The organism is Aureimonas sp. CAS (assembly GCF_059838215.1).
Window position 1 is genome coordinate 2,423,073 of record NZ_CM187563.1, and the last position, 26,647, is coordinate 2,449,719.

At 69.3% G+C, this 26,647-nt stretch carries 21 protein-coding genes and 3 pseudogenes; 9 read left to right on the plus strand and 15 right to left on the minus strand.

Annotated features, from left to right (window positions below; translation table 11 throughout):
* Window positions 1–1,340, minus strand: a pseudogene (locus AC6R2M_RS11655) (TldD/PmbA family protein).
* A gap of 88 nt (window positions 1,341–1,428) precedes the next feature.
* Window positions 1,429–1,644, minus strand: coding sequence for a hypervirulence associated TUDOR domain-containing protein (locus AC6R2M_RS11660; RefSeq protein WP_500482310.1), 216 nt, complete (start codon window positions 1,642–1,644; stop codon window positions 1,429–1,431).
* Window positions 1,645–1,813: 169 nt separating this feature from the next.
* Between AC6R2M_RS11660 and AC6R2M_RS11665 the strand changes: the two genes are divergently transcribed.
* A complete protein-coding gene (locus AC6R2M_RS11665; protein WP_500482312.1) occupies window positions 1,814–2,848 on the plus strand; it encodes a DNA topoisomerase IB in 1,035 nt (344 codons plus the stop codon).
* 20 nt (window positions 2,849–2,868) lie between these two features.
* On the opposite strand, the gene AC6R2M_RS11670 is transcribed toward AC6R2M_RS11665, so the two are convergent.
* The 5 genes from AC6R2M_RS11670 to AC6R2M_RS11690 all read right to left on the minus strand — a co-directional run bounded on the left by AC6R2M_RS11670 (window position 2,869) and on the right by AC6R2M_RS11690 (window position 9,381).
* Complete coding sequence (locus tag AC6R2M_RS11670; protein ID WP_500482314.1) at window positions 2,869–3,786, minus strand: patatin-like phospholipase family protein; 918 nt, start codon at window positions 3,784–3,786, stop codon at window positions 2,869–2,871.
* A 50-nt stretch (window positions 3,787–3,836) separates the two neighbouring features.
* Window positions 3,837–5,165: a M16 family metallopeptidase gene (locus AC6R2M_RS11675; RefSeq protein ID WP_500482315.1), complete on the minus strand. Its 1,329-nt coding sequence runs from the start codon at window positions 5,163–5,165 to the stop codon at window positions 3,837–3,839.
* A gap of 32 nt (window positions 5,166–5,197) precedes the next feature.
* The gene (locus AC6R2M_RS11680) at window positions 5,198–6,730 is read right to left on the minus strand and encodes a M16 family metallopeptidase (RefSeq protein ID WP_500482317.1); all 1,533 of its coding nucleotides are present in this window, start codon (window positions 6,728–6,730) and stop codon (window positions 5,198–5,200) included.
* Between the two features lie 92 nt (window positions 6,731–6,822).
* Window positions 6,823–7,380 carry a 16S rRNA (guanine(966)-N(2))-methyltransferase RsmD gene (gene rsmD / locus AC6R2M_RS11685; protein ID WP_500487575.1) on the minus strand — a complete coding sequence of 186 codons (558 nt, stop codon included), beginning with the start codon at window positions 7,378–7,380 and terminating at the stop codon, window positions 6,823–6,825.
* A 12-nt stretch (window positions 7,381–7,392) separates the two neighbouring features.
* On the minus strand, window positions 7,393–9,381 hold the full coding sequence (locus AC6R2M_RS11690; RefSeq protein ID WP_500482319.1) for a pseudouridine synthase: 1,989 nt from the start codon (window positions 9,379–9,381) through the stop codon (window positions 7,393–7,395).
* Between the two features lie 84 nt (window positions 9,382–9,465).
* Between AC6R2M_RS11690 and AC6R2M_RS11695 the strand changes: the two genes are divergently transcribed.
* Window positions 9,466–9,897, plus strand: coding sequence for a nucleoside deaminase (locus AC6R2M_RS11695; protein WP_500487576.1), 432 nt, complete (start codon window positions 9,466–9,468; stop codon window positions 9,895–9,897).
* Between the two features lie 35 nt (window positions 9,898–9,932).
* Here the strand turns inward: AC6R2M_RS11695 and AC6R2M_RS11700 are convergent, their stop codons facing one another.
* The 5 genes and pseudogenes from AC6R2M_RS11700 to AC6R2M_RS11720 form a co-directional block, all read right to left on the minus strand.
* On the minus strand, window positions 9,933–10,610 hold the full coding sequence (locus AC6R2M_RS11700) for a hypothetical protein (protein WP_500482321.1): 678 nt from the start codon (window positions 10,608–10,610) through the stop codon (window positions 9,933–9,935).
* Between the two features lie 153 nt (window positions 10,611–10,763).
* Window positions 10,764–12,278, minus strand: a pseudogene (locus AC6R2M_RS11705) (class I tRNA ligase family protein); the annotation flags it as partial.
* Between the two features lie 185 nt (window positions 12,279–12,463).
* A pseudogene (locus AC6R2M_RS11710) lies at window positions 12,464–14,047 on the minus strand (class I tRNA ligase family protein); the annotation flags it as partial.
* Between the two features lie 231 nt (window positions 14,048–14,278).
* On the minus strand, window positions 14,279–15,262 hold the full coding sequence (locus AC6R2M_RS11715) for a bifunctional riboflavin kinase/FAD synthetase (protein ID WP_500482323.1): 984 nt from the start codon (window positions 15,260–15,262) through the stop codon (window positions 14,279–14,281).
* A complete protein-coding gene (locus AC6R2M_RS11720; RefSeq protein WP_500482325.1) occupies window positions 15,259–16,101 on the minus strand; it encodes a TIGR01459 family HAD-type hydrolase in 843 nt (280 codons plus the stop codon). The genes AC6R2M_RS11715 and AC6R2M_RS11720 overlap by 4 nt, the downstream gene beginning before the upstream one ends.
* A 284-nt stretch (window positions 16,102–16,385) precedes the next feature.
* On the opposite strand from AC6R2M_RS11720, the gene groES reads away from it, so the two are divergent.
* The 7 genes from groES (at window position 16,386) to AC6R2M_RS11755 (ending at window position 22,890) form a co-directional block, all read left to right on the plus strand.
* The gene (gene groES, locus AC6R2M_RS11725; RefSeq protein ID WP_019996686.1) at window positions 16,386–16,682 is read left to right on the plus strand and encodes a co-chaperone GroES; all 297 of its coding nucleotides are present in this window, start codon (window positions 16,386–16,388) and stop codon (window positions 16,680–16,682) included.
* Between the two features lie 87 nt (window positions 16,683–16,769).
* Complete coding sequence (gene groL / locus AC6R2M_RS11730; RefSeq protein ID WP_500482328.1) at window positions 16,770–18,416, plus strand: chaperonin GroEL; 1,647 nt, start codon at window positions 16,770–16,772, stop codon at window positions 18,414–18,416.
* A gap of 472 nt (window positions 18,417–18,888) precedes the next feature.
* Window positions 18,889–19,650, plus strand: a complete 762-nt coding sequence (locus AC6R2M_RS11735; protein ID WP_500482330.1) for an SDR family NAD(P)-dependent oxidoreductase — start codon at window positions 18,889–18,891, stop codon at window positions 19,648–19,650.
* 24 nt (window positions 19,651–19,674) lie between these two features.
* Window positions 19,675–20,451 carry a sulfite exporter TauE/SafE family protein gene (locus AC6R2M_RS11740; RefSeq protein ID WP_500482331.1) on the plus strand — a complete coding sequence of 259 codons (777 nt, stop codon included), beginning with the start codon at window positions 19,675–19,677 and terminating at the stop codon, window positions 20,449–20,451.
* A gap of 86 nt (window positions 20,452–20,537) precedes the next feature.
* Complete coding sequence (locus AC6R2M_RS11745; RefSeq protein ID WP_500482333.1) at window positions 20,538–20,726, plus strand: CsbD family protein; 189 nt, start codon at window positions 20,538–20,540, stop codon at window positions 20,724–20,726.
* Between the two features lie 275 nt (window positions 20,727–21,001).
* On the plus strand, window positions 21,002–22,390 hold the full coding sequence (fumC, locus tag AC6R2M_RS11750) for a class II fumarate hydratase (RefSeq protein ID WP_500482335.1): 1,389 nt from the start codon (window positions 21,002–21,004) through the stop codon (window positions 22,388–22,390).
* 122 nt (window positions 22,391–22,512) lie between these two features.
* On the plus strand, window positions 22,513–22,890 hold the full coding sequence (locus tag AC6R2M_RS11755; protein WP_500482337.1) for a DoxX family protein: 378 nt from the start codon (window positions 22,513–22,515) through the stop codon (window positions 22,888–22,890).
* A 28-nt stretch (window positions 22,891–22,918) separates the two neighbouring features.
* Here the strand turns inward: AC6R2M_RS11755 and hisG are convergent, their stop codons facing one another.
* The 3 genes from hisG to hisS all read right to left on the minus strand — a co-directional run bounded on the left by hisG (window position 22,919) and on the right by hisS (window position 26,356).
* Window positions 22,919–23,605 carry an ATP phosphoribosyltransferase gene (hisG, locus tag AC6R2M_RS11760; RefSeq protein WP_500482339.1) on the minus strand — a complete coding sequence of 229 codons (687 nt, stop codon included), beginning with the start codon at window positions 23,603–23,605 and terminating at the stop codon, window positions 22,919–22,921.
* Window positions 23,606–23,678: 73 nt separating this feature from the next.
* On the minus strand, window positions 23,679–24,797 hold the full coding sequence (locus AC6R2M_RS11765) for an ATP phosphoribosyltransferase regulatory subunit (RefSeq protein WP_500482341.1): 1,119 nt from the start codon (window positions 24,795–24,797) through the stop codon (window positions 23,679–23,681).
* The gene (hisS, locus tag AC6R2M_RS11770; RefSeq protein WP_500482343.1) at window positions 24,794–26,356 is read right to left on the minus strand and encodes a histidine--tRNA ligase; all 1,563 of its coding nucleotides are present in this window, start codon (window positions 26,354–26,356) and stop codon (window positions 24,794–24,796) included. The genes AC6R2M_RS11765 and hisS overlap by 4 nt, the downstream gene beginning before the upstream one ends.
* Window positions 26,357–26,647 lie beyond the last annotated feature (291 nt).

Genomic DNA, 26,647 nt, shown 5'->3' on the forward strand with positions numbered 1-26,647 from the left:
CTAGCGCCCCGCGACCGTCATCGCCGCGACGCGCAAGGTCGGCGCGACGATCGGGTGCCGCTCGTCGAGATCGTCGGCCGCCGCCAGCGAGAGCAGCATGTCGGGGATCGATCCGGCGATGGTGAACTCCGAGACCGGCCCGGACAGGCGTCCGTTCTCGATCAGATAGCCGGAGGCGCCGCGCGAATAGTCGCCGGTGACGATGTCGGCGCCGTGGCCGATCAGCTCGGTGACGTAGATGCCGCGGCCCGTCTCGGCGATCAGCTGCTCGGGCGAGATCGCGCCGGGGCTCATCACGACATTGCTCGACGAGGGAGAGGTGCCCGCCCCCGAGCGCGACGCCCGGCCGTTGGTGGCAAGGCCGAGCTCGCGCGCCGTCGCGCTGTCCAGCAGCCAACTCTGCAGGACGCCGCTTTCGACGAGAGCGAGCGGCGCGGCGCGCACGCCCTCCCCGTCGAACCCGCGCGAGGCCGGACGCCGCTTGAGCAGCGGGTCGTCGGTCAGCTTCATCGAGGGGGAAGGACGGGCTGTCCCATCCGGTTCTTCAGAAAGCTCGTGCCGCGCGCGATCGCCGCGCCGGCGATCGCCGAGACGAGATGGCCGATCAGGCTTTTGGAAACGCGCGGATCGTAGACGATCGGCATCGTGCCGGTCGCGACCTTGCCGGGATCGAGCCTTCTGACGGTTCGCTCGCCGGCCCGCCGGCCGATGTCGGCGGATGCGTCGAGATCGGCGAAATGGATGCGCGAATCGTAGTCGTAGTCGCGCTGCATACGGGCGCCCTCGCCCGCCACGACCGAAACGGATCGGGAGAAGCCGGACCGGCGCCGTCCGCCGGAGAACCCACCCGAGGTGACGAGGACGAGGCCGGTGAACCCGGCCGACGCGCTGGCCCCGCCCGAATTGGTGATCCCCGGGACGGTGCGCGCCGCGTCCTCCAGTTCCCGGGCATCCTCGACCAGCCGCTCGCTCGAGACCTCGGTGCCATCGAAGAGATCGAGGTCGAGGTCCTGCCCGCCGAGAAGAGCCGGGTCGGCCAGCCCCGCATACGGGTCCCTCGGGGAGACGCGGGCCATGGCGATCGCGCGCTCGACCAGCGCCTCGGGGTCGGCCGAGGGCGGCGCGCCGATGCTCGCCACGCGACCGTCGACGAAGACGCGCAGGGACAGATGTTCGCTTTCGGAGGATTCGATGTCCTCGACCTCGCCGAGCCGCACCTGCGCCGAGCGCGCCCGGGAGAGCGACACGGCGGCGTCCGCCGCGTCAGCTCCCAGGCGCCGCGCCGTCTCGACGAGGCGAGAGGCGGCATCGAGGAGCCGTGCGGTTTCGCCTTCGATCATATCACTCGCCGTCTGGAGATCGTTCTCTGTCCGATGTAGCGCGACGGGCGCTCCAAACAAAGCCGGGATCGCCCCGCCGCCTCCGGCATCAGCTGGCCGGGGAGAGTTCCGACTTGCCCTTCAAGACCTTCTGCCCGTCCTCCTGCTCGATCAGATAGGCCGGGTCGTCCTTCGACGCCTTCCGTTTGATGGACTTGCCGTCGATGGTCTTGTCGACGTCCTCGTGGAAGGTCTCGACGATCTTTCCCGTCGCCGTGCCGTTCCCCCACTTCCACTCGACCTTCGATCCCTTGCGCAGGCTCATCGCACGATCCTTCCCGTTGGTTGTCTCACGATCTGGCGAATGAGGCTCGCGGCGGCGAAGTTCCGGGCCGATCCCGCACTCCGTCGCGCGGATCGTCGCAGGCGGCGTGCGGAACCCGCACGATCGCCCCTCCGTTGGCAGACACGAACATGCCGAGCGGTCGCAGCCCATGAATGCCAAGCTGGAACAGCACGCCGAACGCCTCGGCCTCCTCATGGTCGATCCGGCGACGTTCGAGCTGGAACGGCACAAGTCCGGCAAGGGCCATCGCATCTGCTTCAAGGGCGGCGAGAAGATCACCGACAAGAAGCTGAAGAGCCGGATCAAGGCGCTGGTGCTGCCGCCCGCCTGGACGGACGTGAAGATCTGCGTGGAGGAGAACGGCCACATTCAGGCGACCGGCCGGGACGAGAAGGGCCGGCTCCAGTACCGCTACCACGACCTCTGGGTGAACGTTCGCAACGCGGTGAAGACCGAACGGCTCCTGCGCTTCGGGCGCATCCTGCCGAAACTGCGCAAGCGCATCGACCGGGACCTGAAGCGCCAGGCACAGGACCGGAAGATGACGGCGGCCGTCGCCGCACGGCTGATCGACGTGACCGGCATGCGGCCGGGGCACGAGAAATATGCCGAGGACGGCGGACGCGGCGTCGCCTCCCTGCAGAAGAAGAACCTGCGGATCAAGGACCGGACGGCGACGCTGACCTTCGTCGCCAAATCCTCCAAGCCGACCAAGATCGAGATTCGCGACAAGCGCCTCGTCAACTCGCTGCAGAAGGTCCGGCAGGGCGCCGGCAAGCGGCTGTTCCGCTTCGACGGCGGCGGCAAGAAGGGCCGCATTCTCACCGCCAACCTTCTGAACGACTATCTTCGCGAGGCGGGCCACCGCGCGATTTCGGCGAAGGATTTCCGCACCTTCCACGGATCGGCCGAGGCGCTGCGCTATCTCGTCGAGGAGGCCGGCCCGAAGGCGGATACGCCGAACAAGCGCAAGCGCGCCGTCGCCTCGGCCATGCGCTCGGTCGCCGGCCTCCTGCGCAACACGCCGGCGGTCGCCCGCGCCTCCTACGTGCACCCGGAGATCGTCACCGCCTTCGAGGAGGAGAGGCTCGACCCTGGCCTCCTGAAAGGCCGCTCGCGCGAGGGGCTGACGAAGGTCGAGAGCGGCCTGATGCGCTTCCTCGAAGAGGTCGCGACGAGCTGAGCCGTAACGGGCTGGAAGGCTCAGTCGTGCGCGGCTTTCAGGGCGAGCAGCGCGTCGATGCCCCGCTTGGTCTTCTCGCGCATATGGGCCGTCTCCTCCAGGATCGTCGCGACCTGCAGGAAGTCCAGCACGCGGTAGCGCGCGACCGGCGGGCGGATCAGGAAGTCCGGCGGCCGGTGCTTCCGCTTGGTCTCGATCAGCGAATGCATCATCAGCTGGGAGGCGCCCAGCATCGCGTCGATCGGGGTGGGAACCTTCACCCGTTGACCTGCGGTCAGTTCGGGCGGACCGGTGACGTCGCAGGCGACCGTCACGTCGCAGACGTCGCAGATCAGATCGTAGGGGAGCGGATTGCAGATGCCGCCGTCGACGAGGATCGAATCGCCGCGCCTCACGGGCCGGAAGATCGCGGGCAGCGCGATGGAGGCCGCCAGCGCCGAGACGAGATCGCCTTCGCTCAGCGAGCAGTCCGCGCCGCCGTAGAAGTGCGTCGCCGTCACGATCGTCGGAATGCGCAGATCCTCGAAACGACGGGCCATTCCGAGCGGCAGGAACTCGGCGAGGATGCGCTCGGCGTTGAACTGACCGAAGCGGAAACCGCCATCGGCCAGGAACTCGGCGATGGAGGAGGCTCGCGAACGCCAGAGATGGGCGACCACCAGCCGCCCGCTGCCCAGATGGTCCGAGACGTATTCCGTGATCTCGGCCGCGCTCATGCCGCTGGCATAGGCCGAGCCGAGAAGCGCGCCGATCGACGAGCCGGCGATGGTCGAGGGCTTCAGGCCGAGATCGTCGAAGGCGCCGAGGACGTGGATATGGGCCAGGCCCCTCGCCCCGCCGCCGCCGAGCGCGAGCCCGATCCGCACGCCGCCGGAGGTATCCTCCTCCTCCGGCACGCTTTCGATCGAGACCTGCGATGTCGTGACGTTCGTGCTCATGGCTCGCGAGAATAGGAGAGAGCACGGCTCTCTCCAAGGGACATGAAGCCTCAGCCGGCGGCCGGCCCCACCGTCACGACGGTCGGCTCGCCCGACAGAAGCTCGCGCGCGATGGCCCGCACGTCCTCGAGCGTGACCGCGTCGATCAGCGCCTCGCGCTCCTCGATGTAGTCGATGCCGAGATCGTCGAGCTGGATGCCGACGAGGGTGGAGGCGATGGACAGCGAGGAGGATAGGTTCTGGATGGCGTAGGAGCCCTTCACGAAGTCCTTGGCCTTCTGCAGCTCCTCCTCCGTCGGCCCCTCCTCCACCATGCGGGCCATCTGGGCCTCGATGACGGAGATGCTCTCTTCCGCCCCGTCCGCCCGCGTCGCCGTGGAGGCGGCGAGGATCGCGGCGTGGTCGTAGCTGGCGAGATAGGATCCGACGCCGTAGGCGAGGCCCCGGTTCTCGCGCACCTCCTGGAAAAGCCAGGACGTGAAGGTGCCGCCGCCCAGAATGTGGTTCATGAGGTAGGCCGCGAAGAACTCGTCGTCGTCGCGCGCCACGCCCGGAAGCGCGAACTGGATGTTGGTCTGCGGCACCGCGAGCTCGACGTCGGTGCGCTGCCCGAACTCCGGCACGATCAGATCGACGGGCTTCAGCTCCGCCGTCTCCGGCAGGCCGCCGAACACCTCGTCGAGCTTCTCGCCGAGCCGCTCGGCGTCGATCGCGCCGACGACGCCGATGAAGAGGTTGTCGCGCGCGAAGGCGTTCGAGCGGAAGGCGTCCAGATCCTCGGCCGTCACGGCGTTCAGGCTCTCGACCGTACCCTCCGTCGGGCGCGAATAGGGATGGTCGCCGAACACCGTCTCGCGGAACGCTTCCGATGCGAGGGTCGAGGGGTCGTTGCGGTCGGCGATGATGCCGGTCTCGATCTGCCCGCGGATGCGCGCGACCGGCTCCTCGTCGAAGCGCGGCTCGTTGAGCGACAGGCGCAGAAGCTCGAAGGCTTCGTCCTCGTTCTCTACGATGGTGCGGAAATTGCCCGAGAAGGTGTCGAGCGAGGCCGAGTAGGACAGGCTGACGCCGAGTTCGTCGAGGCGCGACTGGAACTCGGCCGAATCGATCTCGCCGGCTCCCTCGTCGAGAAGGCCGGAGAGGAGGTTGGCGGTCCCTTCCTTGCCGTCCTCGTCCTGCGTCGTGCCCGCGCCCTTGAAGGCGAAGCGCATGGCGACGAGCGGGTTGGTGTAGTCCTCGACGAGATAGGCGGTGATGCCGCCGGGGCTCGTCACCTCCTGGATGTCGACCGCCTCGGCCTCGGCCGTCGCGGTGAGGAGAAGGCTGGCGGTGACGAGGAGAGCCGGGGCGAAGGTCGCGGTCATTCGAGCGATGGGCACGGGTGTCGGTCTCTTAAGCTAGAGGTCGCGGCTCAGGACGGGTCGTCGGCGGTGGCGGGCTCGGCGCCGGCCGCGCCTTCGATGCCGGCTGCGGGCATCGGCGCGTCGGCCGTGGTCGCCACGGGCTCGTCGGGGGCCGCGTCCCGGGGCAGGAGGTAGCCGGTGACGGAGCGCTGACGGTCGAGATAGGCGCGCGCCGCCGCGTTCACGTCCTCGACGGTGACGGCCTCGATGCGCTCAGGCCAGCTCTCGACGTCCTCGACCGTCCGTCCGGTCGTCAGCGCCACGCCGTAGCGCTGGGCGAGCGAGCGCTGGCTGTCGCGCTGGTAGATGAGAGCGTTGCGCACGCGGTTCTTGGCGCGCGCCAGCTCGTCCTCGGTGATGCCCTCGTCGACGATGCGCGCGATCTCGGCCTCGATCGACTGCTCCAGTTCCTCCAGCGTCGCCTCGCCCCGGGGCATGCCCCAGATGGCGAACTGGCCTTCGCGAAGGGCCGAGCCCTGATAGTAGGCGCCGACGCTCGCGGCCTTCGCCTGATCGACCACGAGCGCGCGGTAGAGTCGGCTGGTGGTGCCGCCGCCGAGAATGTCGGCCAGGATGTCGAGCGCTTCCGATTCGCCCGCCTCGGCCGTGTTCTCCGACGGCACGACCCAGCTCGTCTGGACGCTCGGCTGGGTGACGCGCGCATCGGTCAGCGTGACGGTGCGGTGCGTGCGGGCCGGCGGCTCGGCCGGGCGGTCGCGCGGGCCGGGGTCGGCGCGCTGCTCGACTTCGCCGTAGGTGCGCTCGGCCAGCTCGCGCACATGGTCCACGGTGACGTCGCCCGCGACGATCAGGACCGCGTTCGAGGGCGTGTAGTACTTGTCATAGAAGGCGATGGCGGTCTCGCGGTCGAGCGCCTCGATCTCCGACTGCCAGCCGATGACGGGCGTTCCGTAGGGGCTGTTGAAGAACAGCGTCGCCTGCATCGCTTCGGAGAGCTGCGAGCCCGGATCGTTGTCGACCCGCATGCGCCGCTCCTCCAGCACGACGTCGCGCTCGGTGTCGACGGCCGCGTCGTCGAGGACGAGATTGCTCATCCGGTCCGCCTCGAAGCGCATCATCTCCTCGAGCGCGTCGACCGGGACCTGCTGGAAATAGGCGGTGTAGTCGTAGGAGGTGAAGGCGTTCTCGGTGCCGCCGATATCGGAGATGGCGGCGGAGAACTCGCCTTCCGAGTGGTTCGTCGTGCCCTTGAACATGAGGTGTTCGAGGAAGTGCGCTATGCCCGATTCGCCCGGCGCCTCGTCGGCCGAGCCGACCTTGTACCAGACCATCTGCGTGACGATCGGCGCGCGATGGTCGGGAATGACGACGACCTGCATCTCGTTGTCGAGCGTGAAGCTCTCGATCTGCGGCCGCATCTCCTCCGCCCGCTCGGCCGCGTCGCTCGCGTCCGACGAAACCAGCTCGGCGGCGCCGTTCCCGGGCGGGACGGCCGTTTCCGCGCGCAGCGGCGCGAGCGCGAGCAGGAGGGCGGTCAGGGAGATGCCCGCATAGGCGGCGGCACGTGTCGTCGGCGTCATGGACCCTCGTCACCTTCGGCAAGTCGCGTGTGGAAGCGACTTATGGTCGAGCGCCAGAAGCCCCGCAATTTAAGCTTTTGTAAGGGCCGGGTTCAGCTTGAGGGCGTGAGAAAGCGCAGCGCCGTCTCGCCCATGACGCGTTCGTCCAGAAGGTCGAACCCGTCCGGCCGGTCGAAGGGCGCGCCCTTGCCTTCCTCCAGCACGCAGAGCGCGCCGGGCGCGAGCCAGCCGCCCTCGCGGGCCGCGACGAGCGCCCGTTCGCCGAGCCGTTTGCCATAGGGCGGGTCGGCCAGGACGAGGCCGAAGGGATCGATCGTGCCGGCGGCCCCGAGCGCGGTCGCGTCGCGCCGGAACACCTTGGTCCGCCCCTGAAGCCCGAGAGCATGGATGTTCTCGCGCAGAAGGCCCCGCCCCTCGACGCCCTCTTCCACGAAGAGGCCGAAGATCGCGCCGCGCGACAGCGCCTCGAGGCCCAGCGCCCCCGTTCCCGCGAAGAGGTCGAGAACGCGCAGGCCCTCGATCCGAATGCCCTGCCCGTGCTGGATGATGTCGAACAGGGCGCCGCGATGACGCTCCGAGGTCGGGCGGATCGCGTCCGTCTTCGGGGAAGCCAGCGCGCGGCCCTTCAGCGAGCCCGCGACGATGCGCAGCGTCATGGACGCCTAGTCCCGCGGCGGACGCTTCGGACCGCCGTCCGGACGCGAGCGCGGCCGGTCGCCGCCCGGACCGCGCGGCGCCTGGGTGCGGGGCGCGCCGGAGGACGGCCGGGGGCCGCGCGACGGCCCGCGTTCGGCGCGAAGCGCATCGCGTTCGGCGCGCTCGGCCTTCTTCTTGTCGCCGACGGCCCGCGCGCCGGGCGCCATCCAGACATTGGCGGTGCGCTTGCCCGCGCTCGCGGGACGGCGGACGGGCCGCTTGTCGTCGCCTTCGCCGCGGTCGGGACGATCGCCGAAGGAGCGCGGCTTGCGCTCGCCGAAAGGACGCTCGCCTCGTTCGGGGCGGTCCCGGCGCTCGCCGCGCTCGGGACGGTCTCCCCTGTCGAACTTGCGCGGCGCCTTGGTGTCGAGGCGCCCGAGCGCGTCCTCGCGCTTGGCGGCGCCGAAGCGCTTCCGGTTGGGCTTGTCGGCACCGGACGCGGAGATCCACTCGCCCTTGGCGCGCGCGGGCTTCTCCTCGCGCGGCTTCTCGGCCACCGGCTTGTTGGAGAACGGATTGACGATCGGCGCGTCGAAATCGGCGCCGGCCTCCTCGATCAGGCGCTCGCCGAGCTGATCGCGCAGCGTGCGGCCCTTGATCTCCATCACCGCGCCCTCTTCCAGCTCGCCGAGCTGGAACGGCCCGAAGGAGACGCGGATCAGGCGGTTCACGTCGAGGCCGAGATGCGCGAGCACCTTCTTGACCTCGCGGTTCTTGCCCTCGCGAAGGCCGAGCGTCAGCCAGACGTTGGAGCCCTGCTCCTTGTCGAGGCTCGCTTCGATCGCGCCGTAGAAGACGCCGTCGACCGCGATGCCCTGACGAAGCTCGTCGAGCCGCGCCTGGGTGATCGAACCATGGGCGCGCACGCGGTAGCGGCGCAGCCAGCCGGTCGCCGGCAGTTCGAGAAGACGCGCGAGCCCGCCGTCATTGGTGAGAAGCAGGAGCCCCTCGGTGTTGATGTCCAGCCGGCCGACGGAGAGAACGCGCGGCATCTCCTCCGGCAGACGGTCGAAGACGGTCGGGCGGCCTTCCGGATCGCGGTTGGTGGTGACGGTGCCGGCCGGCTTGTGAAAGAGCCACAGGCGCGTGCGCTCGATGGCGGGAAGCGGCGCGCCGTCGATCTCGATCCGGTCCGCGGGGCCGACGTCGAGCGCGGGGCTTTCGATGATGCGCCCGTTCACCTTCACGCGCCCGTCGGCGATCATGCCCTCCGCGTCGCGGCGCGAGGCGATGCCGACGCGCGCCAGACGTTTGGCGATGCGCATCTTGTCCGGGGCCGACGCGTCCTCGCGGGGCCGCTCGTCGCGACGCGGGCGCTCGCCTTCGGGCTTGGCCGCGCGCGGACGGCGCTCGGCGGACGCCTCGCCATGGCTCAGGCGACCATAGCTGCGCGGCGCCTTCCGCTCGCCATTCTCGTCGCGGCCGCCATGGGAGAACATGCCCCGGCTCTTCGGCGTGAACGGCTTACGGTCGCCGCCCTCGGAACGGTTGTCGCGGGCGCGCGGGGCGTCGCCCTCGCCTCTGTCCCTGAACGGGCGGAAAGGCTTGCGCTCGCCCTCGGCGCGATCGGCGCGCGGGCGATCCTCGCGACGCCCTTCGCCCGACGGCCGCTCGGAGCGGGCGCGGAAGGGCTTGTTCTCCCCCTCGCTCCTCTCCTCCCCGCGCTTGAAGAACGGTCGGCGCTCCGCGCCGCCCTTGCCGGGCGCGCGCTGGCCGCGCGGCCGGAACGGCTTCTTCTCGCCGCCCTCGGCTCCCTCGGCCGGACGCTCGAAACGGGGACGCTCGCCCCGCGCCTCGCCGCCGTCAGCGCGTTCCGGCCGGGCGCGGAACGGCTTGCCGCCGGGGCGCGGGCCGGCTCCCGTGCGCGGCTTGAACCCGCCCGGCTTGCCGCCACCCTTGGAAAACCCGCGTCCACCCTTGCCGGGACCGCGCTTGCCGCCGTTCTCGTCGCTCATGATCGTCTATCTCTTGCCAAGCGCGCTCTGTAACAGGTGCTCCGTCCCCGAACGAGAGGAAAGCCGGTGACGCGGATCAATTTCATGGATCTGGCCCTCGCGCAGGCCCGCGAGGCGGGCGCGCGAGGCGAAGTGCCGGTCGGCGCCGTCGTCACGGACGGCGTGCGGGTGATCGCCTCGGCGGGCAACGAGACCCGCGCGCTGAACGACCCGACGGCCCATGCCGAGATCCTCGCCATCCGCCGCGCCTGCGCGGCGCTGGGACAGGAGCGCCTCACCGGCCTCGACCTCTACGTGACGCTGGAGCCCTGCGCCATGTGCGCGGGCGCCATCTCCTTCGCCCGTCTGCGTCGCCTCTATTACGGCGTCGGCGACGAGAAGGGCGGCGCGGTGGAACACGGAAGCCGCTTCTACAGCCAGCCGACCTGCCATCACGCGCCGGAGGTCTATTCCGGCATCGCGGAGGGACCGAGCGCGACCTTGCTCAAGAACTTCTTCGCGGCGCGCCGAGAATAACCGCGCGCCCGAGCCGCCTTGCCGCAAACGCCCCCTCAGAAGGGCAGAGCCTCGCGGATGCGGGCGCCCAGCGGACGAACGCCGTCGGCCCGGCGCAGCTTGACCTCCTCGTCCACACCGAGGTCGCCGGCCGGGGCCGTCGCCGCCGGCTGACGATAGGTCACGGGCGGCTCGGACAGATAGCGGCGCTGCGTGGGCGAACCCTGCCGCGTGGCGGCCCGCTGGGCGGCCACCGCCTGCCGCTGACCGCGAAGCTCGGCCGGGGTGAGCGTCGAGCGATCGAGCGCGGCATCGTCCGTCGGGCGGATGGCGTTCGGGTCGCGTGCCATGCGCGCCCCGGTGGACGGATTGAAGTCCGCCGGAAGCGTGGCCGCGTCGCGGGTCGCCTCGGCGGCGGCCAGATTGCGCGCGCGGATCACTTCAGGCGACTGCGGCCAGTTGGGGTCGTTCGCAGCGGCGTTCGCCGGGCGCGGCGGCGGCAGCGCGCCGATCGACGCCGGGCGCACCAGTTCCGGGCGCGGCGCGTTGGAAATCTCTTCGCCATCCCCCCGGTTCGAGCCGAGCGAGAAGATCCCGTCGATGTCGGAGAAGAGCTGCTGGCCCTGCGAGGTGCCGGTGCCGTAGGTCGGCCCGGAAGAGCAGCCCGCCAGGGCGAGCCCGGCGGCGCCGAAGATCAGGCCGGCGGAAAGCCGGCGAGCATTGGTGTTCGTCACAGGAACCCCCGTCCATCTCCGCGGCCCCGGCCGTCGACCGGACGGGACACGCGCTCCCCGCCACTTGCACCACAATCCGGCGAATTGCGGGCCAGCTCATCGCGGCCGAGTTATAGGCTGGCGCAAAGCCGGCCGCAACGCCGCCGGCAAGCCTCAGGCCGGCAGAAGCCCGGCCGCCGACAGTTCGCGCAGCGCCTGCGCATCGCGCGGCGTGACGTCGGGATAGTCCGGGTCCGTTCCGACCTGCGGGCTGACCTTCCAGGACCGCGCGCATTTGCGCCCTTCGGCCCGCGCGAAGACGACCGCGACGCCGGAGACGTCGGGCAGACGGAACGCATCCTCCGGGGCCGGCTCGGCGGACACCGTCAGATCGCTGGTGATCGCGATCTCGGCGAAGTCGCGCGCCTCGACGAGCGCGCGCAGTTCCGCATCCTCGATGTGGACGACGGGAGCGGCCTCCAGCGAGGAGCCGATCTCCTTCGTGCGCCGCTTCTCTTCCAGCGCCCCCATCACCACGCGGCGCACGCGGCGCAGCCTGCGCCAGCGCTCCGCCAGCGCCTCGTCGCGCCATTCGGCGGGCGTTGCCCGGAACTGCTCCAGATGAACCGAGACGGCCTCCGGGTAGGCCGAGAGCCACGCTTCCTCCGTCGTGAAGGGCAGGAGCGGCGCGGTCCAGGTCACCAGACGGTCGAAGAGCTGGCGCACGACGTAGAGCGCCGCCTTGCGGCGCACGCTCGACGGCGCGTCGCAGTAGAGCGCGTCCTTGCGAACGTCGAAGTAGAAGGCCGAAAGTTCCACGACCATGAAGTCGATGAGCGTTCTGGCGATGCGCTTGAAGTCGAAGGAATCGTAGCCCTTCTCCACGACCTCGCCGATTTCGGCGAGTCGGTGCAGCATCAGCCGCTCCAGCTCCGGCATGCCGGCGAGCGCGACCTCCTCGCCGGTGTCGTGCGCGAGCGTGCCGAGCATCCAGCGCAGCGTGTTGCGCAGCTTGCGATAGGCGTCGACATTGGTCTGCAGGATCGTCTTGCCGAGCCGCAGATCCTCCGAATAGTCGGAGGAGACGACCCAGAGCCGCAGGATGTCGGCGCCCGACTGCTGGATCACCTCCTGCGGCGTCACGACGTTGCCGAGCGATTTCGACATCTTGCGCCCGTCCTCGTCCATGACGAAGCCGTGCGTCAGGACCGCGTCGTAGGGCGCGCGGCCGCGCGTGCCGCAGCTCTCCAGAAGCGAGGAGTGGAACCAGCCGCGATGCTGGTCGGAGCCCTCCAGATAGAGGTCCGCCGGCCATTTCAGGTCGCCACGCTTCTCCAGGCAGAAGGCGTGCGTGGAGCCCGAGTCGAACCAGACGTCGAGGATGTCGCGCACCATCGTCCAGGGCTCGTTCGCCTTGGGGCCGAGGAAGCGCTCGCGCGCGCCTTCGGCGAACCAGGCGTCGGCGCCTTCGGCCTCGAAGCCTTCGAGGATACGGGCGTTCACCGTCTCGTCCTTCAGAACCTGCCCGTCCTCGTCGACGAAGACGCAGATCGGCACGCCCCAGGCGCGCTGGCGCGACAGAACCCAGTCGGGCCGTTCCGCGATCATGCCGCGCAGGCGGTTCTGGCCGGAGGCCGGCACGAAGCGCGTCTCCTCGATGGCGCGAAGGGCGCGGGCGCGGAGGGTATCCTCGGCAGAGCCAACGCCCGCCAAGCCCTCACCCGGTTCGCTGCGCGAACCACCCTCTCCCGAGACGGGAGAGGGAAGGCGCTCTTCCGCCGACGCCGCGCCCTTCTCCCCCGGGGGAGAAGGTGGCCCGAAGGGCCGGATGAGGGCATGCCGGTCTCGGCGTCCAACTCATAGCCGCCGAGGGCCTTGTCCATGTGGACGAACCATTGCGGCGTGTTGCGGAAGATGACCGGCTTCTTGGAGCGCCAGGAGTGCGGGTAGGAGTGCTTCAGGCGGCCGCGCGCGAGCAGATGGCCGCGCTCGACCAGCGCGTCGATGACACGCTTGTTGGCGTCGCCCTTCTTGCCCTTGTCGTCGATGACGCGCGCGGGCCCGCCCTCCGCGTCCGGCCCGAAGCCCGGCGCGTCCTTGGTGTAGAAGCCGTCGTCGTCCACCGTGAAGGGGATCGCGGTGTCGATGCCGCGCTGCTCCAGCTCGCGCCGCGCGGCGGTCCAGACGTCGAAGTCCTCGCGGCCGTGCGACGGCGCGGTGTGGACGAAGCCCGTGCCCGCATCGTCGGTGACGTGATCGCCGGCGAGCAGCGGAACGGGGAAGGCGTAGAGTTCGGACGAGCCCTGCGAGCGCCATGCGCTCGCCCCCTCACCCGCCTCGCTGCGCTCGGCACCCTCTCCCCGGCGGGGTGAGGAATGGAGCCCTTCCGCCGACGCCTGCGAGGCCGCCCCGTTCTTCTCCCCATCGGGGAGAAGGTGGTCCGAAGGACCGGATGAGGGGGACCAGCCGCGCAGCGGATGGTCGCAAAGGAGCCCTTCCAGCTCGCGAGCCTCGACGGTCCGAAGCTGCTTCCACCCGCCCTCCGGCACGCGCGCCTTGGCGAAAACGTCGACGGCCAGCGCGTCGGCCAGGATCAGGCGTTCGCCGTGCCTCGCCCAGCGCGGGTTCTGCGAATCGTCCGGCGCGGTGACCTCGTAGAGCCCGTAGGCGACGCGGTCGGAGAAGGCGATGGCGCGGTTGCCCGGCAGCGTCCAGGGCGTCGTCGTCCAGATGACCACCGAGGCACCCGACAGAGCGCCGTCGCCCCGAACGAGGAACTTCACCCAGACCGTATCGCTCTCATGGTCGTGATACTCGACCTCGGCCTCGGCGAGCGCGGTCTTCTCCACCACCGACCACATGATGGGCTTGGAGCCGCGATAGAGCTGGCCGCTCATCGCGAACTTCATCAATTCGCCCGCGATCGTCGCCTCGGCCCCGTAGGCCATGGTCAGATACGGGTCCTTGAAGTCGCCCTCGACGCCGAGGCGGCGGAACTCCTTCGACTGCTCGCCCACCCAGTGGGCGGCGTAGTCGCGGCACTCGCGCCGGAAGGCGAGCATGGCGGTGGAGTCGGAAAGGTCGGGCTTCGACTTGCCCTTGGCCCGGTAGTTCTCCTCCTCGATCTTCCACTCGATCGGAAGACCGTGGCAGTCCCAGCCGGGCACGTAGTTGGAATCGCGCCCGCGCATCTGGAAGGAGCGGGTGACGACGTCCTTGAGCACCTTGTTCAGGGCGTGGCCGATGTGCAGGCGACCGTTGGCGTAGGGCGGACCGTCATGCAGGACGTATTTCTCGCGTCCCTCGCCGGCCTTTCGAAGCTTGCCGTAAAGGTCGATCTCGTCCCAGCGCTCGATCCAGCGCGGCTCGGCCGCCGGCAGGCCGGCGCGCATCGGGAAATCGGTCTTCGGAAGGTACAGCGTCGACGAGTAGTCGGCGGCCTCGGTCGTCTTCGTCATGGTCCGGTTCGTCTTTCGGCGGTGCCGGTGCGCTGCGGGGCACCGGCTGAAGGAGGGCGGACGCGGAACATCCTGCATCCGCGGGCGGGCGTCGTCCCGGCGCCGACCGCGCGCTCGTTCAGCGCGCCGGCCGGACCGGGCGGCTAATTCGCCCGCGAAGAAGAGCGTGTGATCGAAGGATGGCGAGCATGGCGCCTCTCTATCAATGCGCGGGACGCGGATAAAGAGGCATCAGAAGGCGAGCGCCCGGTCGAGGTCCGACAAGGGCCCGGCGCGCGCCAGCAGGGTCCGCGCCCGATCCGCGTCGCGGTCCATCTGCGCAACCAGCGCTTCGGCGCTGTCGAAGCGCTCCTCGCCGCGCAGGCGGGAGACGATCGAGACGCGGACCTCCTCGCCGTAGAGGTCGCCGGAGAAATCGAAGAGGAAGGTCTCGAAGAGCGGCGCGCCGTCGTCGAAGGTCGGGCGGCGGCCATAGCTCGCGACCCCGCCGTGCAGCGTTCCGTCGGCGCGGCGCAAACGCACCGCATAGATGCCGTGGGCCAGAAGGTCCGGGAACGGCAGTTCCATGTTGGCCGTCGGATAACCGAGCGTGCGCCCGAGCTTGGCACCGTGGGAGACGCGCCCCGCCACGGTGAAGTGGTAGCCGAGAAGAGCCGCGGCATCCTCCACGCGCCCCTCCCCCAGAGCCTCGCGAATGCGGCTGGACGATACGGCCCCGGCCGGACCGTCCGCGAAGGCCTCGACCACGGTCACGCCGAAACCATGACGCTCGCCCGCCTCGCGCAGCAGTTCGGCGTTGCCGGAGCGTTTGGCTCCGAAGCAGAAGTCGAAGCCGACGACGACATACGCGGCGCCCAGACGCTCCATCAGCGTCCGCTCGACGAACTCGTTCGCCGGCAGGCTCGCATAGGTCCGGTCGAAGCCTTGTTCGATCACGGCCGAGATGCCGAGCGCTTCGAAGAGGCTGGCCTTCAAGGGCGCGGGCGTCAGGCGCGGCACCGGACGGTCGGGCGCGAAGACCGAGCGCGGATGCGGCTCGAAGGTCAGGACGACCAGCGGCCGGCCCAGATCTTCGGCCTTGGCGCGCGCGACGGACAGGACCGCCTGATGGCCGCGATGGACGCCGTCGAAATTCCCGATGGCGACGACCGCCCCGCGAAGAGCGTCGGGCAGAGGGGCCTCTTCGGTCACCCGGACGATGGGCTTCGGATTCATCGAAGCTCCGGCATGACGTAGCGCGCCGTGACGCCGCGCGCCGCGAGCTCGCGGGACAGCCCCGCGACGTCCTGCCGGAACGCGGCGAGCTCCTCGCGGTGGATGCCTTCCTGTACGAAGAGGACGTCGGCGCCAATGGAGGCGGCGCCCTTCACGTCGGTGTGCAGCCCGTCGCCGATGCACAGGACGCGCGGCTCGGCCAGCCCGGCGCGCTCCAGCGCGACCTCGTAGATCGGCGCGTGCGGCTTGCCGGCGAGGCTGACCTTGCCGCCCAGCGCGGCATAGGCCTCGCCGAGCGCCCCGGCGCAGTAGACGAGGGTCTCGCCGCGATGGACGACGATGTCCGGATTGGCGCAGATCATCGGCAGGCCGCGCGCGGCGAGGCGCGCCAGAAGGTCGGCGTAGTCGTCCGGGGTCTCCTCCTCGTCGCGCACCAGCCCGGTGACGACGACGACCTCGGCCTCGTCTTCGTCAACGGTCTCGACGCCCAGCCCCTCATAGAGGTCGAGATCGCGCTCCAGACCGATGTGAAAGACCGTCTTCGGTCCCGCGGCGATCAGAGCGCGCGTGGCGTCGCCGGAGGTGACGATGCCGTCATAGGCGTCGCGGGAGACGTTCAGCGCGTCGAGCTGGCCGACGACGCCGGCGGACGGGCGCGGCGAATTGGTGACGAGAACGACCTTGGTGCCGGCCTGGCGCGCGGCCGTGAGCGCGGCTTCGGCGGCCGGCGACTTCACGCGCCCGTCATGCACCACGCCCCACACGTCGCAGAGCAGCAGATCGTAGTCGCCCGTTACGTCCGACAGGGCGGAAATGGAGACGAGTTCGGCTGGTCGCATCTGAACTGTCATCCTTTCGACCTCGGCGTCTGGCAGGCTCACCGCACGATGCCCCGCAGGGTTCGAGCCGATAGTGAGGCGGGAGCGCGCGGTCAAGGAAGGCAAGGCCCCTCAGCCCGGCCAAGGGCCGTCGGGACCGCCGGAAAGCCCCGTCGCGAAGCGTGCCCCAACCTTGACATCCCGCACCCGGATCGCCTATCTCGGCGCCGTTAGCACTCGACCTCGTTGAGTGCCAATCCGATCCGCCGGCTCGTCCGGTGTTCCAATAGCGAAGGTTTCAATCGATGGCCAACGTGAACTTCCGTCCCCTGCACGACCGCGTCGTGGTTCGCCGCGTCGAGTCCGAGTCGAAGACGGCGGGCGGGATCATCATCCCGGATACCGCCAAGGAGAAGCCGCAGGAAGGCGAGATCGTCGCCGTCGGCGCGGGCGCGCGCGACGAGACCGGCAAGGTCAACCCGCTGGAGGTGAAGGCCGGCGACCGCATCCTGTTCGGCAAGTGGTCCGGCACCGAGATCAAGCTCGGCGGCGAGGACCTTCTGATCATGAAGGAATCCGACATCCTCGGGATCGTCGGCTGATCCTTCGGGCAGCGTCTCACCCAACCATTCTCAACCCCTAACGGGCGTCGCGGTCTTTGAGGACCCACGCTTCAGGAGAGAACCAAAATGGCAGCCAAAGAAGTCAAGTTCGGCCGTGACGCGCGCGAGCGCATGCTGCGCGGCGTCGACATCCTCGCCGACGCGGTGAAGGTCACGCTCGGCCCGAAGGGCCGCAACGTCGTGATCGACAAGTCCTTCGGCGCTCCGCGCATCACCAAGGACGGCGTCTCCGTCGCCAAGGAGATCGAGCTCGAGGACAAGTTCGAGAACATGGGCGCCCAGATGGTGCGCGAAGTGGCCTCGAAGACCAACGACAAGGCCGGCGACGGCACGACGACCGCGACGGTCCTCGCCCAGGCGATCGTCAAGGAAGGCGCCAAGGCGGTTGCCGCCGGCATGAACCCGATGGACGTCAAGCGCGGCATCGATCAGGCCGTGGCCAAGGTCGTCGAGAGCCTGCTCTCCTCGGCCCGCAAGATCGAGACCTCCGACGAGGTCGCTCAGGTCGGCACCATCTCGGCGAACGGCGAGAAGGAAATCGGCGAGATGATCGCCTCGGCCATGCAGAAGGTCGGCAACGAGGGTGTCATCACCGTCGAGGAAGCCAAGACCGCCGAGACCGAGCTCGAGGTCGTCGAGGGCATGCAGTTCGACCGCGGCTACCTGTCGCCGTACTTCGTGACCAACGCCGAGAAGATGGTCGCCGAGCTCGAGGATCCTTACATCCTCCTGCACGAGAAGAAGCTGTCGAACCTCCAGGCGATGCTGCCGGTCCTCGAGGCCGTCGTGCAGTCGGGCAAGCCGCTCGTCATCATCTCCGAGGACGTCGAGGGCGAGGCGCTCGCCACGCTCGTCGTCAACAAGCTGCGTGGCGGCCTCAAGATCGCCGCCGTCAAGGCGCCGGGCTTCGGCGATCGCCGCAAGGCGATGCTCGAGGACATCGCGACCCTCACGGGCGGCCAGGTCGTCTCCGAGGATCTCGGCATCAAGCTCGAGAACGTCACGCTCGACATGCTCGGCCGCGCCAAGAAGGTCTCCATCACCAAGGAGAACACCACGATCGTCGACGGTTCGGGCGACGCCTCGGGCATCCAGGCCCGCGTCGGCCAGATCAAGCAGCAGATCGAGGAGACCACCTCGGACTACGACCGTGAGAAGCTCCAGGAGCGTCTGGCCAAGCTCGCGGGCGGCGTCGCGGTGATCCGCGTCGGCGGTGCGACCGAGGTCGAGGTGAAGGAGAAGAAGGACCGCGTCGACGACGCCCTCAACGCCACCCGCGCGGCGGTCGAGGAAGGCATCGTGCCCGGCGGCGGCGTCGCGCTCCTGCGCGCCTCGAACGCCATCGACCTGAAGGGCGAGAACGCCGATCAGGACGCCGGCATCTCGATCGTCCGCAAGGCGCTTCAGGCTCCGATCCGTCAGATTGTCCAGAACGCGGGCGGCGAAGGCTCGATCGTGGTCGGCAAGCTCCTCGAGAACTCCTCGATGACCTTCGGCTACAACGCCCAGACCTCCGAGTATGGCGACATGATCCAGGCCGGCATTGTCGATCCGGTGAAGGTCGTTCGCTCGGCCCTGCAGGACGCGGCTTCGGTCGCCGGTCTCCTCGTCACCACCGAGGCGATGATCTCCGAGGCCCCGAAGAAGGACGGCGGCGGCATGCCCGCGATGCCGGGCGGCGGCATGGGCGGCATGGGCGGCATGGACTTCTAAGAACCCGTCAGGGTTCTGGAAGGCCGTAAAGCCGCCCATCTCCAAAGGTGCCGAAACCGGGCAGGCCCGGTTTCGGGTGGCGGCATGGACTTCTAAGAACCCGGCAGGGTTCTGGAAGCCTTCCCCAAGGCTGACAGTCAAGGAAGGTCCGGCGGAGCGATCCGCCGGACCTTCTTTCATTTCAGGGTCGGCCCGGCGGGCACCGGGATGGGCGGAAGGGCGCGATTCCTCTCCCGGAACGGGAGAGGGTGGACGGCGCGAAGCGCCGGCCGGGTGAGGGCATGCAGCCGCGACATTCCAAGGCGCGAACGCCGCGCCCTATGAGGCCCTCATTCCCCTGCCGGGACCTTCTCCCGTTCCGGGGGAAGGCGGAGCGCCGCCGTCGCCTTCCCTCCTCGTCTTCCGACAAACCGGTTGCGCTTCGCTCCGAAACCCAGCAAGCCAGCGGCCGACATTCCGAGGAGGACACCCGATGCAGTTCGCGACCTATCCCAGCCTCAAGGACCGCTCCGTTCTGGTGACCGGCGGAGCGTCCGGCATCGGCGCGGAGATCGTGCGCGCCTTCGCGGAACAGGGCTCGCGCATCTCCTTCGTCGATCTGGACGAGGCGCGCGGCAATGCGCTCGCGGACGAGCTTTCCGGCAGGGGCGCCTCGGTCGCCTTCGAAGCCTGCGACCTGCGCGACATCGACGCGCTCAAGCGCGCCTTCTCGGCCCTGGCCGAAAGGCAGGGCGCGCCGCTCGTCCTCGTCAACAACGCCGCGCGCGACGACCGCCACGGCTGGGAGGACGTGACGCCCGACTATTACGACGAGCGCATCGCCACCAATCTGCGCCACATGTTCTTCGCCATCCAGGCCGTCGCGCCGGGCATGATCGCGGCGGGAGCCGGCTCGATCATCAATTTCGGCTCGAACTCCTGGTGGCAGGCGAGCGGCGGCATGCCGGTCTACACGACGGCCAAATCCGCCGTGCATGGCATGACTCGCTCTTTCGCGCGCGATCTCGGCCCGCACCGCATCCGCGTGAACACCGTCGTTCCGGGCTGGGTGATGACCGACCGCCAGCGCGAACTCTGGGTCAGCGAGGAGGCGATCGCCGACCATCTGAAGCGCCAGTGCCTGCCCGACCTCGTTCAGCCCGAGCACCTCGCCCGCATGACACTTTTCCTCGCGTCCGACGATTCGGCCATGTGCACGGCCAACAACTACATGGTCGAGGCCGGCTCGATCTGACGGCCATCGGCGAGGGGCGCGCTCGTGGACGACTTCCTCCTGTTCTTCGTGGTCGGGCTTCTGGCCCAGCTCGTCGACGGCGCCCTCGGCATGGCCTACGGCGTGATCTCGACCACGGTCCTTCTGTCCTTCGGCGTGACGCCGGCAGCCGCCTCCGCCTCGGTCCACACGGCCGAGCTCTTCACCACGGCGGCGTCGGGCTCGGCCCACATCTACAACCGCAACATCGACTGGAAGCTCTTCCGGCGCCTCGTGCCCTTCGGGATCCTGGGCGGGGTTCTGGGCACCTACGTCCTGACGAGCGTCGACGCCGCCTTCATGCGCCCCCTCGTGGCGGCCTATCTCGCCACGATCGGCGCACTCCTGCTGTGGCGCTCCTTCTCCCGCCGCAAGCCGCGGCCGATCCGGCCGGCGCTGGTCCCCCCGATGGGGGCGGCCGGCGGCTTCCTCGATGCGGCGGGCGGCGGAGGATGGGGGCCGATCGTCACGACCGGGCTGCTCGGCGCGGGCGGGCAGCCGCGTTACGTGATCGGCACGGTGAACGCGGCCGAGTTCCTGGTCACCCTGTCGGTCTCGCTCGCCTTCCTCCTGGCGCTCCTGACCGGACATTGGGCCGAGGCCGACGGGCTCGCCACCCACGCCATGGCGGTGGCGGGACTGGTGGCAGGCGGCGTGGTCGCCGCCCCCTTCGCGGCCTATGTGGTGAAGGCGCTGCCCGGACCGCTGCTCCTGCGCCTCGTCGGAACGCTCATCTGCGGCCTGGCCGCAACGCAGATCTACGGGCTCCTCTCCGCTTCGTGAGCGGCCTCGTGGAACATAGGGTCGCGACCAACGTTCTCTCCCCCGACGGTCGCGACGTGCGACCCCTTTATTGAGGAGATCATTCGATGGTCGACAGCAACACGATCAAGGGCGGCGCCAAGGAAATCGGCGGCAAGCTCAAGGAAGCCGTTGGCAACGCGACGGGCAACGACCGCATGAAGGCGGACGGCCTCGCGGATCAGGCCGAGGGCAAGACCCAGAAGAACTACGGCAAGGTCAAGGACGCGGCGAAGGACCAGCTCGGCGCCCGCTGAGCGACCTTCACGTCCGAATGAACGGGCCGCTCCGAGCGATCGGAGCGGCCTTTTTCCGTTCGCGGTCCCGTCGACGACATTTCAAACGCTTCGATTCCCGGCGCAGGGTTCCGGCCCTGCCGAACCCGTGGTAACGCCGCTTCCATTACAGCATCGGCCCGAAAATCAGGATCGATTTTTGGAAAGCCTGATGCGCAGATTCAGTGGAGAAAGAGCGACCCTTGTGCGTCCAATCGGACGCACGGCGCTCTAAGGCCGGCAGGCATGGGGGCAGCATGACCACGAGACAGGAAACGGATACCTTCGGCGCGATCGAGGTGGCGTCGGATCGCTACTGGGGCGCGCAGGCGCAGCGCTCGCTCGGCAATTTCAAGATCGGGTGGGAGCGTCAGCCCCTTCCCATCGTGCGCGCCCTCGGCATCGTGAAGCGCGCCGCGGCCGAGACCAACATGGCGCTGGGGCGTCTGGACAAGAATGTCGGCGCGGCCATCGTGGAAGCCGCGCAGGAGGTCATCGACGGCAAGCTCGACGATCACTTCCCGCTCGTCGTCTGGCAGACGGGCTCCGGCACCCAGTCGAACATGAACGCCAACGAGGTGATCTCGAACCGCGCGATCGAGATCATGGGCGGCGAGATGGGCTCCAAGAAGCCCGTCCACCCCAACGACCACGTCAATATGAGCCAGTCGTCGAACGACACCTACCCGACGGCCATGCACGTGGCCTGCGCGGAGGAGATCGTCCACCGGCTGCTGCCGGCGCTGCGCCTGCTCCACGGCGCGCTGGAGGCCAAGCGCGCGGAGTTCGAGCCAATCATCAAGATCGGCCGCACGCACACGCAGGACGCCACCCCGCTGACGCTCGGGCAGGAGTTCTCCGGCTACGCCAAGCAGGTCGAGAACGGCATCGCCCGCATCGAGGCGACGCTGCCGGCGCTGATGGAATTGGCGCAGGGCGGCACGGCCGTCGGCACGGGCCTGAACGCGCCGGTCGGCTTCGCCGAAGGCGTCGCCGAGCGCATCGCCTCGATCGCCGGCCTGCCCTTCACCTCGGCGCCGAACAAGTTCGAGGCGCTGGCCGCGCACGACGCGATGGTCTTCTCGCACGGCGCGATCAACACGGTCGCGGCCTCGCTGTTTAAGATCGCCAACGACATCCGCTTCCTGGGCTCCGGTCCGCGTTCGGGCCTGGGCGAGCTGCAGCTTCCGGAGAACGAGCCGGGCTCGTCGATCATGCCCGGCAAGGTGAACCCGACGCAGTGCGAGGCGCTGACGCAGGTCTGCGTCCAGATCTTCGGCAACCACGCGGCCCTCACCTTCGCCGGCGCCTCGGGCCATTTCGAGCTGAACGTCTTCAACCCGGTGATGGCCTACAATTTCCTGCAGTCCGTCCGCCTGATGGCCGACGCGTCGGTCTCGTTCACCGAGAACTGCGTGCAGGGCATCGAGGCGCGCGAGGACAACATCCGGCAGGCGCTCGAGCGCTCGCTGATGCTGGTGACGGCGCTGGCCCCCACGATCGGCTACGACGCGGCGGCCAAGATCGCCAAGACGGCCCACAAGAACGGCACGACGCTGCGCGAGGAAGCGCTCGCGACGGGCCTCGTCTCGGGTGAGGACTATGACCGGATCGTCGATCCGGCGGCGATGACCCGTCCGGGCTGATCCGCCGAAAACAATTCGACTGATCGTTCGCTTTTTGTGAACGATCAGTCGCTTTCGGCTTGTGTTCCGGTTGTCGCGGGATCGCAGTAGGACTGCATCCGCACAATCAAAGGAGCAGTGCCGTGAACCCCATCGTCCTCCTCGTCGCGCGCGTCGCGATGGCGGTCATCTTCATCGTCGGCAGCTTCGGCAAGCTGACGGGCGCCGAAGGCTTCGCCGGCTATCTCGGCTCGCTCGGAGTGCCGGGCGGCGTCGCCATGGCCTATCTCGTCGGCGCCTTCGAGCTGATCGCCGGCGTTCTCGTGCTGATCGGTTTCCAGACCATGGCCGCGGCCCTGGCGCTCGCCGCCTTCTCGGTCGCCGCCGCCTTCATCGGGCACATGGGCGACATGTCGGCCATCCTGAAGAACTTCGCGCTGGCCGGCGGCTACGTCTTCCTCGCCGCCTACGGCCCGGGCGCCTTCGCGCTCGACCGCAAGGCTCGCGCCTCGCGCTACTGAGCGATCGAGGCGCGGCGAGTGCCGCGCCTCACCCCATGCGGCGGCGGATCTCGTCCAGCGTTCCGGCGCCGTCCGTGCCCGCCTTCAGGGAGCGGGCGAGGCAGGCCTGCGAAGACAGGATCACCCCGTCCGACAGGACGCGCAGCCGGTTGGCGGACAGCGTCGAGCCGGAGGTGGTGATGTCCACGATGATGTCCGCCGAGCCGCTGGCCGGCGCGCCCTCCGTGGCTCCGAGGCTTTCCACGATCCGGTAGGTCTGGATGCCGTGGGTGCGCGACAGGAAGCCCTGAGTCAGCCGCCAGTATTTGGTCGCGATGCGGATGCGGCGCCCGTGGCGCTGCCGGAACGAGCCCGCGACGTCGTTCAGATCCTCCATCGTCGTCACGTCCACCCAGCTGTCGGGAACCGCGACGACGACGTCGGCGTGACCGAAGCCGAGCTTGGCGACGATCTCGATCGTCTCCGGGAAGTTCGGCGCGGTCTCGCGCAGGAGGTCCTCGCCGGTGACGCCGAGATGCACCGCGCCGTCGCGAAGCTCGCGGGCGATCTCGGAGGCGGAAAGAAGCTGCACCTCCAGCCCGTCGATGCCTTCCACGCGCGTACGGTAGGAGCGCGTGTCCTCGTCGGAGATGACGCGGATGCCCGCCTTGGCGAGCGCGCCGACCGTCTGGTCCTTGAGGCGTCCCTTGGAGGGAATGGCGAGAACGAGGCTCATGCGGCGCTCCCCTCAGAGCGCCGTGCGTTCTCTCGGACGCACAAGGGTCGCTCTATCTCATTGAATCCACGCATCAGGCTTTCCCGGAAACCGATGCCGTAGCGCGGGCGATCCGGTCGAGCCAGAGCGAGAAGCCGACGGCCGGGATGGGCCGGTCGGCCCCCAGATAGGAGACGAGCCGGTCGTAGCGCCCACCGCCGGCGAGCGTGCCGATGCCGGGCGCGTTCATCTCGAAGACCATGCCGGTGTAGTAGTCGAGCGGGCGCCCGAAGGCGGCCCGGTAGCGCACCGCCGACAGATCGACATCGGCCTGCGACAGCGCCTCCAGCCGGGCCTCGAACAGCGCCTTCGCAGCGCCGAGCTCGGTGCCCGTGGAGCCCAGCGCCTCGGCTGCCCGATCGAGCGGCACGTCGATGGAGAGGAAGCGCGTCAGGCGGTCGAGCAGCGCCTCGTCGAGCCGGGCCTCGGCGGCCTCGACCTTCTCGATCAGCCGCAGCGCGACCTCCAGCGGCGAGCGGCCGCGATTGGGCGGCAGACCGCCCTCCTCCATCCGGTCGGCGATCTCGGCCGCGAGCTGGTCGATGTCGCGCGCCCGCGCGATCTCGACGAGATCCGGGTCGATCGAGGCCGGCGCCTGCCCGCCGCGCCGCAGCGCTTCCATGGCTTCGCGCAGGAGCTTGTCGTTGCCGAAGGTGCGCACGAGGCGCCGCTGCCAGCCGGCCGGCAATCCGAGCGTGCGCAGGAAGGCTTCGAACAGCGCCTGATCGCCGATCACCGCGTCGAGCGAGGCCGGCTCGATGCCGCAGGCCCGCAGAGCCTTCGCGGCGTCGGCGATGGAGGCGGCGTCGGCGGCCGCGAGGTTCTCGGTGCCCAGATCCTCGATGCCGGCCTGCTGAAACTCGGCGGGTCCGTCGCGATCCTGCCGGAAGACGAGGCCGCGATAGGCGTAGCGTCGCGGCAGGCTCTGGCCGTTCTCGATGTGGGCGAGCGCGACGGGAATGGTGAAGTCCGGCCGCAGACACAGCGACTTGCCGCCGTCGCCCCGCGTCAGGAAGATGCGGCGGCGAAGGGCTTCGCCCGCCGTGTCGAGATAGGGCTCGGACGGCTGGAGGATCGGCACGTCGACGATCTGCGTGCCCGCCGCCTCGAAGAAGGCGCCGAGCTCTTCGCCGAAGACCGGCACGGCGCTCACGCCTCGGACCTCCGGTCGAGGATCGCGCGCACGCGCTCGATCAGATGCTCCGGCGCCTCGGGCGTGTAGTCCACCAGCTCCTGCCCCGCGCGCATGGCGCGCCATTCGGCGTTGTCCTCGACGCCCTCGGAGGCCTCGGCGCCCGCCGCCATGTCCTTCACCTGGACCTTGCCGGCCTCCTTCTCGTCGCCGCCCTGGATGACGACGACCGGGCTGTTTCGCCGGTCGGCATATTGCAGCTGCTTGCCGAACTGCTTCGGATTGCCCTGGAAGACCTCGACGGGGACGATGGGCCGGCCGGGCGCGTTCAGCGCGGCGCGGAGCTTGGCCGCCATCGCCTGATAATCGGCCATGCGGTCGCGATCCATGACGGTGACGACGACGGGGCCGACAGAGCCCTCGTCCGACAGGCGCCCGAGATTCTTCAGCGCGGCCTGGAGGCGCGAGACGCCGATCGAGAAGCCGGTCGCGGGAACCGGCGTCGACAGGAAGCGCGAGACGAGGCCGTCATAGCGCCCGCCGCCGCCGACGGAGCCGAAGCGGACCTTCTCGCCCTTCTCGTTGACGACGTCGAAGAGAAGTTCCGCCTCGAAGACCGGGCCGGTGTAGTATTCGAGGCCGCGCACGACGGAGGGGTCGATTTGGACGCGCCCGTCCGCGTAGCCCGCCGCCTCGACCATCGAATGGATCGCGAGCAGTTCGTCGGCGCCCTCCCGCGAGACGCCCGCCGCGTCAAGGGCGTCACCGAGATTCATGATCGTCGGGCCATCGCCCTGCGGCTGCGGGCTCGCAACGCCCGAACCCGCCTCGCCCCAGCCGATCGTCTTGACGAGGAGGTCGATCTGCTCGGGCGTCAGCCCCGCGCCCTTCGTGTAGTCTCCGCTCTCGTCCTTGCGGCCGGCTCCGAGCAACAGGACGACGCCTTCGAGCCCGAACTTGTCGAACTTGTCGAGCGCTCGAAGAACGGTGAGCCGGCGCTCGACATCGCCCTTCAGGCCGACCGCGTCGAGAAGGGCATCCAGAACCTTCCGGTCGTTCACCCGGATCACGTACTGGCCGCGCTCGATCCCCAGCGCCTCCATCGTGTCGGCCATCATCATGGCCATCTCGGCATCGGCCGAGACGTTCGGCGCCCCGACGATGTCGGCGTCGAACTGCATGAACTGGCGGAAGCGGCCCGGCCCGGGCTTCTCGTTGCGGAAGACGTACCCGGCCCGATAGGAGCGGTAGGGCTTGGGCAGATCCTCGAAGTTCTGCGCGACGTAGCGCGCCAGCGGCGCCGTCAGGTCGTAGCGCAGGCTCAGCCACTGCTCGTCGTCGTCCTCCAGCGAGAAGACCCCCTCGTTCGGGCGGTCCGAGTCGGGCAGGAACTTGCCGAGCGCGTCGGTGTACTCGAAGAAGGGCGTCTCGACCGGTTCGAACCCGTAGGTCTCGTAGACCCGGCGGATCGTCTCCAGCATCCTGCCTTGCGCGCGCAGATCGGCGGCGTCGCGGTCCACGAACCCGCGCGGGGCCCGCGCCACGACGCGGTTCGGCTTCTTCTTGATCTTCTCGGCCATGGGGAGCGGCACGCCTATCGCTGGGTCGACGGTCCTGCGCGAAAGGCGGCAGGACGAAGCGGACAATCGTCCGCGCGTCCTACCGGATGGGCCGTTTTGCGGCAAGTTTTGGAATGGGTCCGGTGGCGATGAGGATGTCGGAGGTCGCGCCCTTCGAAGCCCTTGTCTGTGCCTGGATGTTGTAAGCTGTTTCTGTCTTCCGGGACGCCCGCTTGGCGCTCCAACGCCAAGCGGGCTGTTGGCGGAGGGGCCGATAAGCCCTGAGCGTCGAGCGCTGAGGATGAGCAGGGC